This window comes from Streptomyces sp. T39 (assembly GCF_008042045.1).
GTDB lineage: Bacteria > Actinomycetota > Actinomycetes > Streptomycetales > Streptomycetaceae > Streptomyces.
In genome coordinates, this window is the sequence record NZ_RDBP01000286.1 from 1 (window position 1) to 725 (window position 725).

A 725-nucleotide genomic window follows, 5' to 3' on the forward strand; every position below is an offset into this window, starting at 1 on the left:
CTCCCGGTTGTTGGAGGGGAGCATGGACAGGAGGTAGCGGACCTCGGCGATGCAGGTCTCCTCGTCGTCGTACGCGAAGTGCGCGACGCCCGAGGTCTCGGCGTGCACGTCCGCGCCGCCGAGCCCGTTCTGCGTGATCTCCTCGCCCGTGACCGCCTTGACCACGTCCGGGCCCGTGATGAACATCTGCGACGTCTCGCGCACCATGAACACGAAGTCCGTCAGCGCCGGACTGTAGGCGGCACCGCCCGCGCACGGCCCCAGCATCACCGAGATCTGCGGGATCACCCCCGACGCCCTCGTGTTGCGCTGGAAGATCCCGCCGTAMCCGGCRAGGGCGCTCACACCCTCCTGGATCCGCGCACCSGCACCGTCGTTCAGCGACACCAGCGGAGCACCCGCCGAGATCGCCATGTCCATGATCTTGTGGATCTTCGTCGCATGGGCCTCGCCCAGCGCACCGCCGAAGATCCGGAAATCATGCGCGTACACGAAGACCGTCCGGCCCTCCACCGTGCCCCAGCCGGTCACCACACCGTCCGTGTACGGCTTCTTCGCCTCCAGACCGAACCCCGACGCACGATGCCGCCGCAACTGCTCGACCTCACGGAACGAACCCTCGTCCAGCAGCAGCGCGATCCGCTCACGCGCCGTCAGCTTGCCCTTCGCGTGCTGCGCCTCGGTCGCCCGGTCGCTCGGGCCGCGCTCCGCCTGCTCCCGCAGGG

The 725-nt window shown here is 69.1% G+C and carries 1 protein-coding gene; it reads right to left on the bottom strand.

Features of this window, described 5'->3' with window-relative positions; genetic code table 11:
• Window positions 1-723 (bottom strand): acyl-CoA carboxylase subunit beta (locus tag EAO77_RS38300; protein WP_315986143.1); only part of this gene is annotated, 723 nt, incomplete at its 3' end.
• Between the last annotated feature and the right edge of the window lie 2 nt (window positions 724-725).